Origin of the sequence: Streptomyces sp. NPDC017529 (assembly GCF_044329785.1) — a bacterium.
Taxonomy (GTDB): domain Bacteria; phylum Actinomycetota; class Actinomycetes; order Streptomycetales; family Streptomycetaceae; genus Streptomyces.
On the sequence record NZ_JBIRJY010000016.1, the window covers coordinates 25147 to 34168 of the forward strand.

At 67.5% G+C, this 9022-nt stretch carries 5 protein-coding genes; all 5 read left to right on the top strand.

Annotated features, from left to right (window positions below; genetic code table 11):
• Positions 1 to 27 precede the first annotated feature (27 nt).
• Entirely contained in the window at positions 28 to 1593 is a 1566-nt protein-coding gene (locus ACH4K4_RS30090; RefSeq protein ID WP_398171640.1) for a PD-(D/E)XK nuclease family protein, read from the top strand.
• A gap of 77 nt (positions 1594 to 1670) precedes the next feature.
• Positions 1671 to 2795 carry a hypothetical protein gene (locus ACH4K4_RS30095; protein WP_398171641.1) on the top strand — a complete coding sequence of 375 codons (1125 nt, stop codon included), beginning with the start codon at positions 1671 to 1673 and terminating at the stop codon, positions 2793 to 2795.
• A gap of 58 nt (positions 2796 to 2853) precedes the next feature.
• The gene (locus ACH4K4_RS30100) at positions 2854 to 6138 is read left to right on the top strand and encodes a hypothetical protein (RefSeq protein WP_398171642.1); all 3285 of its coding nucleotides are present in this window, start codon (positions 2854 to 2856) and stop codon (positions 6136 to 6138) included.
• Positions 6132 to 6287 (top strand): hypothetical protein, encoded by a 156-nt coding sequence (locus tag ACH4K4_RS30105; protein WP_398171643.1) that lies wholly within the window; start codon positions 6132 to 6134, stop codon positions 6285 to 6287. The genes ACH4K4_RS30100 and ACH4K4_RS30105 overlap by 7 nt, the downstream gene beginning before the upstream one ends.
• 11 nt (positions 6288 to 6298) lie before the next feature.
• Positions 6299 to 8977, top strand: coding sequence for a pPIWI_RE module domain-containing protein (locus ACH4K4_RS30110; RefSeq protein WP_398171644.1), 2679 nt, complete (start codon positions 6299 to 6301; stop codon positions 8975 to 8977).
• Positions 8978 to 9022 lie beyond the last annotated feature (45 nt).

The following is a 9022-nucleotide window of genomic DNA, read 5'->3' on the forward strand; positions in this document are numbered from 1 at the left end:
TTGTGCTCTCGCATGCAAAGGAGCGAAATGGTCGATTCATGGTTGCCTCCCGACGGGGTGCATCGTGTCTCCGACACCATCACGGTGTCGGTCGGCAAGTTCAAAGGAGGAGAATTCCGTTGTCCCGCCGCTGATGCGCTCAAGGCGCGGAGCTACCGCCCGAGTCAGCCCGCCACCCGCTCCCGCGAACCGTTGGAGCACTTCGCGCTCGGGCCCTTCATGGCGGCCTGTGATGCCCGCCTGGACCGCGGACTCGACGGCGAGAAGCGACCTGCGGCACCGTTGCACGACGGATTGCGGCAGTGGACGGAACACGCGCTGACGACGTACGACAACGCCTTTCCCGCAGACCCGGACCAGCCGCTCGTCGAGATCATGCCGCCCTGGATCTACCGGCACCGACCGCTTGGCCGGGGCTCCCGGGCCGCACAGGAGTATCGCCTCACCGTATGGGGCCGCTGCCTGCGATCCGCGGAAGGAAGAGTGCGTGAACTCCGACTCCCCGTGAACCGATTGAACCGACAGGCACCGCCCGACGGCTTCGTCGCCGCAGCAGCTCTGGTGCTGGCCGAGGGCACTCCGGGGCCGCCTCCAGAGCGTGTACGGATCATCGAATTCGCGCTCCTCGACGGCCAGGTGCGTCTGCTTTTCGACGGTACGAGGACAGAGGCGCTCGCCCGCTACCGTGAGCACGGCTCCAGCGCGCTGGCCGACATACTGGACAGCCAGGAGTACCGCCCGGGCGCCTCCTGCGCGGAGTGCCCTTACGCGTCCGTCTGCCCGGCTCTGCGGAAGTCACCCGGACTGCTGGGCGTCGAGACACACGGGCGGACGCGGCGTACCTGGTCCGTCACCAACGGCCGGAACTACCGGGCCTGCCCGGCACGCGACCACCTCCGTCGGCTGCACCTGCCCACCGAGGATGCCGTCGAGCGAGACCCCACGGCTGAGCGGGGCCGGGCCTTGCACGCCTACCTCGCGCAGCGCCACAGCCACGGTCCACTGAGGCCGTGCACGGGCGATGTCCCCGAGCACTGGGTGCCCGACGGGTTTGATCTCCCGGAGGACGAACGCGTCCTCGGTGCGAGGCTGCTGCGCCATCACGCCACGGTCTGTCCGCTGCGATGTGTGCAGGACGCTACGGACGTACGGACCGAGCCGCGTGTGGTCCGGCACGACACGACCGCCGACGTGATGGTGATCGCGGCACCCGACCTACTCTACCGGGACGGGGACTCGTGGGTGTGGCGAGAAACCAAGACATCGGCCGCCAACCGGCGTTCGAGTCGTTCCCTGTTGGCGACCTATCCCCAGTTGGCCCTGGCGGTCCTGCTCACCGCGCGAGGTGACCTCGGTGGCGGCACGGCACGTGCCCGCGTCGAGTTGGAGGTGCTGCGCCCGGGCGGCGCGGATCTGGAGATCATTGATCCCTTCGCCCTTGTTCGCCGTACCGAGGCGGAGCGAATCATCCGGGGACTGGTGACCGACTGGCACACCGACGATTGGTACACCGCGACCCCCGGGCGAGCCTGCGCACGCTGTGAAGTGGCGCGATGGTGTTCTGTCTCCCTCGCCAACGAGGCGGCCGCATGAGGTCACGGAAGACGGCTTCCGACACCGAGGGACCCACGAACAGCGACATTCCGGGGGCCGAGTCCCACCCCAATTCCGTGCTCTTCTGCGAACTCGCCAGCGTCATCGCGGCCCTGGCCGAACACGAGGGCCTCCGCTCGTTCACTCTGCCCTACCCGTCCGCCGCGCAGCGTGCGCTGGATCGCACCGTACTGCACTGCCTCCAACTGGGGGAGGCACCGCCGAGAAGCCTTCCGGAACTGTGGGAGTGGTGCCGTTGGCGCTCCGCGGGTGATTCGCTCTTCCATGTGCCGGCGTCCCTCGTCACACCGGACGCGACGCTGGTCCACCCGGTCGGGCTGGCACCGACCCGCACCTGTCTCGAACTGACCTCCCACATGCCGGAGGGCGGCGTGGAGAGGGAGGCACGCGCATTCCTCGCAGGTCTCGCGGCGCGGTGCGGCTCCACCGAGCAGTACCAGCGATGTCGGCGGTTTCTCGCATGTCACCCCGTCGTGCAACAACAAGACCGGTTCGCAGGAGGATGGAGCAAGGCCGTCTGGAGCCGCGTCAAGGACTTCTATCGACCGCTGCCCGAATCCCTGCTCGCCGGCGGCACCTTCCTGAACTGCCTTGCCTGTGGGCTCCCCGCGTTGCTCCGCGACCGGAAGGTTCCCGATCAGGGGGTTCCCGTCGCCGGACCGGACACCTGGTGCGAAGGGGAGGTGTGCCCGCACGGTGAGCGCCTCGGGCTGATCCGAGATCCGGACCGGAGCTGGTTGCTCCGGCGAGAGTTGAGGGCGTTCCTCGCTTTGCCGCGCCGAGTCGAAGAGACAGCTCTGGACCGACTCGACCGTGCGGGAATCGGCTATGAGGCTCTGGGCGACGGACTCGGCACATACCGGCTGCAGGGAACGAGGACCGGTTCCCGTCATATTCAGGTGTACGACCGGGTGCAGCCCGCGCTCCTGGCCGCTCGGTGTATCGAGCGGGAGACATCGCTTCCGGATCTGATGCTGGTGGTCGTGGCTCAGCGGTTCGCCGATTTCCATGACTACCGCGGGACCTTCACCGCAGCCCTGCCTGACGAGCTCCGGGACAGGGTGCTGCTCTCCGGGCCCCGAGACCTGGCCCACCACGCCGTCGCCCAGTCGGCCTTCGGCGTGCACGAGGGGAAAGAAGCCCCCGACTCGACGGAGGAAGCAGAGGGAGACCATGCGTAGCCTGACTCCGCCCTTGCACGATGTGCTCCGCGCACTTCAGACATTCACCGGCCCATCCGTGCGCAAGCCCGCGCTGGAAGCGCTCTGCCAAGCCGAACTCGGTCTGTACCTCCAGCAGAGGCTGATGCCGAACACCCCAGCAGGACATGCGTGGGTGTTGTTCAGCGGGTACGCGTTCGCGGAGGCGTACGGGTTCCGGTTGCCCTCGGACGTCGAGAAGACGCTCCGGGTCGCTCGGTACTCGCTGTGGACCCTGCGCAGGGGTCGGGCGTGGCGCGAGGCGTTGGAGCGTTATCAGCGGTTCACCCCGGCCTTGCGTGGCTACGACGTACCGGACCTCGAACTCCCCGCAGTGCAGCGTGAGATCGGAGTGGCTGACGACCGCTGGCAGGTCTACGACGGTTTGCTGCGGGTCGCTCCTCCGCTGGCCGGACAGCGCCTCCCGGTCGCCGGACCCGGTCCGCACGCCTTTTCCGTCAGCCGTTCCATGGCCGTGGTCGACCTGCCGCCGATGCCGCCCACCCCCTTGGTGGCCCATGACATCGACTCGGCCCCGGCGGGCGGGGGCGAACCGCTGATCTTCCGTTTGGAAGATCTGAAACGTACCGCCGGGGAAATGGATGCCTTGTTCGCGCGGATCGGCCGCGGGCATGCGCCCGAGTGGCTGGACCGGCTCCAGAGCTTTGAGATGTCCATCAAGCAGGGGGGAGATTTCCGCAAGGCCCATGAGTTCACGGTGGACGGCATTCAGCACCTGCTGGGAATCGTTGGCGCGGGCAAGAGCACGCTGCGCGACATCATCGCCGTTCACCTCGCACAGCACGGAAGACGCACCACCGTCGTGGTCTCCGATGTCGCGGAGGTGCTGAAGCTCGTCGAGCTGTACAACCTCTACACCGAGGGTGCTGCCGCGCCCGTCCTTGGCTTCGCGGGGCGCGAGCGGCACGCCCAGCGGCTGCATCGCAGGCTGGCCGGCCGCCGCGAGCAGCGGCTGCTGGCCCACGACGACCCGGCGTTCGCGTACCTCGGAACCTCCTGCGTGCTGAACGTCAGGCGGCGCGGTCATCTCGCCGGTGAGACGCTGGCTTTCGGTGAGGCCCCATGCACCCGGCTCCGCCCCGCGGCCGACCCGTGGCGCCGGACCGACAGTGGCTCGGCATCGGAATGGCAGAGGGAACGCAGAAGCTGTCCGTACTGGTCGGTCTGCCCCCGGCATCACGGCTCGCGGGCCTTGGTCGACGCCGACATCTGGGTGACGACAACGGCCGGTCTGATCGATGCCTGCCCACCGCGTCCTCAGAACGGTGAGCGCATTCGCTACCTGGAACTCGCGTGCCGCCGCAGTGATCTCGTGATCGTGGACGAAGCCGATCGGGTGCAGATGCAACTGGACCGGACCTTCGCTCCCGCTGTTCTCCTTGCCGGTGGCGAGGAGAAGGGCTTCATCGATGTACTGGCTCGGCACAAACTCCGCGAACTTGCGGCGAGCGGTCGCACCCCGCTCTCCGACCGGGATGTGGAAAACTTCTCCGCGGCCCTCAACACAGCGGGGATGGCGACGGACCGTCTGTACGCCATGCTCGTCGGCGACCACGATCTGCGCCGTTGGATCCGGACCGGATACTTCAGCGCCTGGACGCTGCAACTCGGTCTGCTCGACGAGCGATACCCGCTCCCCGCGGACAGCGGTCCGCGGGAGGCTCTGGGGAACCTCCTCGACGCGTTCCGGGACAACCCATTCGGGGACCGGTCCCGGCATACCGACCAGGACTTCACCCACTTGACCAGCCTGCTCAACGAACTTCTGCACACGGGAAATCCAGAGAACACCCGACGCGGCCTGATGAGTGTCATGAAGGACCTCTTCCGTCTCGACAAGAATTTTCTGACGGAGAAGCGGAAGACGTACGAGAAGTCCCTGGTCGAATGGGAGGAGAAGAAGGAGGAGCTGAGGCGAAAGCGACTGCGAGGGAAACGGGTCCGGCAGGATCCGCCTCCTCCCCGGATCCCTGAGCAGTGGCAGGCGGAACTTGCCGTACGTTTCGAGTTCACGCTGTTGCTGTGTGCTCTCGAACCGCGACTCGCGATGATCAACGCCATGTGGCCGCGGGTCGAGGCGGCGCTCAGCCTCGGCTACAACGAGATGTACCGACGGCCGATGGACTACGCACCAATGGTGCCCGAGGCGCCGATGGGCAATGTGCTCGGCTTCCAGTTCCTGGTGCACGGCAGGGACGACGGGGGTGTTCGCAGCGGAGAACTGACCTTCTTCCGCTGCAGCGGTATCGGCCGGGAGTTGCTGCGTGCCATGCCGCATCTGGCCTCCGTGGATGACCGGCCGGGCGCCCACCTGCTCCTCATGTCCGGCAGCAGCTGGGCGGGCAGGTCCAGCCGCTACCACCTCCGCGAACCGGTCGGCGTCATCATCGAGCCGCCACGGGAGGCCATGGAAGTCCTCGCCGCCGAGAGCAAGATGCGCTTCGAGTTCATCGACGACGGAGAGGAGAGGATCCACCTCTCCGGAACCGATCCGGAACATCGACCGGAAAAACTACGCCGTATCGCCACCTGGCTCGGTGCCGGAGCAGAGGAAATCGAGAACGGCGGACCACTGGAGCGGGAGTTCCTGTCCCTTCCCGCGGGCCGTGACCAGATCCTGCTGCTGGTGGGCAGCTACGCGGAAGCACGCGTGGTGGCCGACACCCTGCACAACCTGAACTCCCGCTGGAGAAACCAGGTGTTGTGCCTCGTCTCGGACGACGAGGAGATCAACGAGGATGATCAGACCCGGTCCGCGCATCGTGCCCGCTCTCTGCGCCGTGGAGATGTGGAGCATCTCAAGGATCTGGAGGCGGACATCCTCGTGGCGCCTCTGCTGGCCGTCGAACGCGGCCACAACATCCTAAACGACGACGCCGAGGCGGCCATCGGTGCGGTCTACTTCCTCGCCCGTCCGAATCCGCATCCTGACGACCTCTCCCTGGCGGTCCACTCCATCAACGACTGGATCGTGCGTGCGCAGGACAGTGGTGAGTTCGCTTCCTGGGTGCGCAGCGGCGGAACCGTCGAGGAAGGAGCGGAAGAAGTCCGCCGTCAGGCCCGATCCCGTTGGTACACAGTGCTTCAGCGCTCCATGGCGTGGAGCAGCCTCGGCGACGACCGGGAGCAGGTCACCTGGGACATGCTGGTGCTGATGTGGCAGGTGATCGGGCGACTGGTGCGCGGCGGAGTGCCGGCTCGAGTGGTGTTCGTGGACGCTGCCTTCGCCCCGCATCGCGCGGCGAGACCACCACATCCGGACACCCGAAGTCCAGCCTGCTGCACAGCATTTTCGACGTGCTGAACCCGTACTTCGCCGATGACAGAGGGCCCGCCGACGAAAGGTTCATCGCCCGTGCGCTCTATGAACCGCTGTGGCGCATGCTCGGCCGCTGCTTGGCCGAGGACGACCTGCCCGCCGCCCCAAGGGAAGAGCTTCTCCCCCGTCACTGAGGAGGCACCTCATGTACCAGACCATCCGCCCGGTGGCGTACGAGCCGGACCCCGCACAGGGACCCTGGCACGAGCAACTGCATGTCCTACGGCTCGGCGAGGATCTACGGGCGGCGCTCGTCCGACGCTACGAGTTCGCCGACGGACATGCCGGTCGGCCTCTCCGGCTCCCCGTCAACCGACTCAACTCGCTGCTGCGGGCCATGGCGCCTGGCGTCCTCGCGACCGGCCGCAACGCCGGGACCGATGGCCGTCTGCCCTGGTTGTACGCGCGTGAGGCCGTACCACGGAGGGTCCTCGCGCCAGTTCTCGGCACATGGGCGACTAGCCTGTCCGACAGGGACGACGAGGACGAAAGCGATGGCTGCGACCTGGAGGAGGAACTGCTGGCCGACAACGCGGCCACGGAGGTGCGACTCCCGACGTGGGAGACGGAGAAGGTCGATCTCACGGAGACCGTGATGTCCCCGGGCGGGACGGCCGAACCCACCCAGCGGCTGTACAGCCTGTTGCCGGAGTCGATCGCCTTCCGCCTTGCCGCCCGCCCCTACCGGGCCCGTGGCGCCGCACTCCACTTCCGGGTTGTCAGCTCGGGGAACGGGGCCGAACTGGTCTCCTGGCCGCCACTGCGGTACGAACACCGGAAACAGACCTGGTACTACTCGGCCCGCGTGAACATCACCGTCCACACGGTGCCGTTCGCTGCCAGTTTTCGCGTTCACGTGTCCACCGGGGTGCGCCGGTGGGTGACCCGACCGGACGTGCGGGCCAGGGAGCTGAGCGGGGCGACCGTGTTGTTGGATGCCCCGCTTCCGTGGCCGGATGGCCCGAACCAAGGCTACCGGCTGACGGCCAACACCCTCGTATACGACCGGCGGCGGAAGGAGATCACCTGGCGTCGCCACAGTCCCGTGTTGGCGCTGCCCGAGCTGGACATCGTGCGCCACTACCCGGAACCCGCTGAACTCCTCGCCTCCGCGGAGAAGTGGATCAACGGACAGCACGATGTCGCCGCCGGCATCGTCCACCACACCACGTTCGGCACGCACGAGGTCGGGTCCGGACTGATGCCGCGGGAGCGATCGGAGTTGGACGCCTGGGTTGAGGAGGGGCTACGGCCCGTTCTGCGCCGGGTCGGCGATCTCACGCGGGTCACCCGGAGCAACACCCCGTCCCTGCTGCCGCGTTCGGTAGAGAATTCCGGGCCGGACACCAGGGAGGTGCGGAAGGCTCTCCTGCGTCGGGCGGCTCTGGCCCGTGCTCTGGACGGTCGGCCTCTGGACGTCGAGATCGTGTGGCAGGCACCGGAGACGAGGACGGCGTTGCTCACAGAGCTGCCGAAGCTAATCGGGCTTGCCCCGGGAAGCGGGGTGGCTCAGGCGGAGAACTCTTGGCAGTGGCGGTCCGAGGGCATCGAGATCAATTTACGGACCCGGCCCGCCGGTGCCCTTGTCGACGCCCTGCGGATCTCGGGCGACCGCAGGCGCCGCAGGGCTGTTCGACTTGCGGAGGCCATCACTGACCGCTGTGCGTTCGTGGCGGAGCGGATGGACCCGCCGCGAAGCGAGGTCAGCCTCGTCGTCGCCGAGATCCCCGGTAAAGGCGCCTTCGCCACCGCCCCGGACTCCGACCCCAAGCACGCGCTGCGTATCGCCTGGGCTCGGCAGGGGCGGCTCAGTCAGTTCGTCAATCCGGCCGACGACCACGCCGCGAACACCTTGGGGCATCGTGCCCGTTGGACATGGTTGGACGCCTTCCGACAACTCGGAGCGATCAGCCCGCCTGCCCACAGAGTGGGAGCAGGCATCCCCGGTGATCTCCAGTACGCCGCACTCTGGCTGGTGCGGTACACCAAGAAGGGGCCCACACGATGCCCCGCACGTCGGCTTGTCGCGGTGCGCGTACGCCCGGACAACGGCCCCGGCACCATCGAGGGCTGGAAAGCAGAGCGAGCCGAGTGGGTGCCCTATCCGCAGTTGTTGCTGTCGCTGGCACAGGAAGAGCACCAGGACGAGGGGGCAGAACACCAGTGGCAGCAGGAGACCGAGCGGCAGATCCGGACGCTCCTCTTCCAGCTCCGAGGCCGACCGACGCTGTTGCTGGTCGGCGCCGGAAACCTGCGCCAGTGCTGGCCTCGGTTGCGCAACGGCGCCCTGGCACGCGACATGCTGGGATTCGGGGCCGAACCCGACCAGCCTCTCCGGGTCCATGGGGAGGACCTCCGTGCGGTGCTCGTTCGAGACGCGAACGGCCGGTTCGAAGTGGCCGAGTGGTATGCCCACGACGGTCCGGAGAAGATCGGCTTCTCCGAGGGAGTCTGGGCGTCGGCCGAGCCGGAGAATCGCGTCTTCGCCAGTACGGCCGGGACCCCGCATACGGTGGCGAAACTACCGAAGGGGTTGAGGAAACTGGTGCCGACAAAGGAGTGCCCAACAGCCCCTGGGAAGACCGCCTGGAACCCCGCGCAGCTGGAGGTGACCGTGCTCGGCTGTCTGTCGGAGAAGGCCCTCGCGGACTCGGGGCGCGAGGGCGTCATCCCCGACCGCCCCGCCGAATGGGCCACGCTGGTGCACCAACTCCGCTACCACGATGACTATCCACCGCTGGCCCGCCCGCTCCCACTGCACCTCGCGTATCTGGCCGGACAGTATGTGCTTCCCCTCGTCGACGCCGAGCAGCAGCACGGCTGACTCCGGACCCGAGACGTGATCACCGGCTCACAGAAGCGTGTGGCC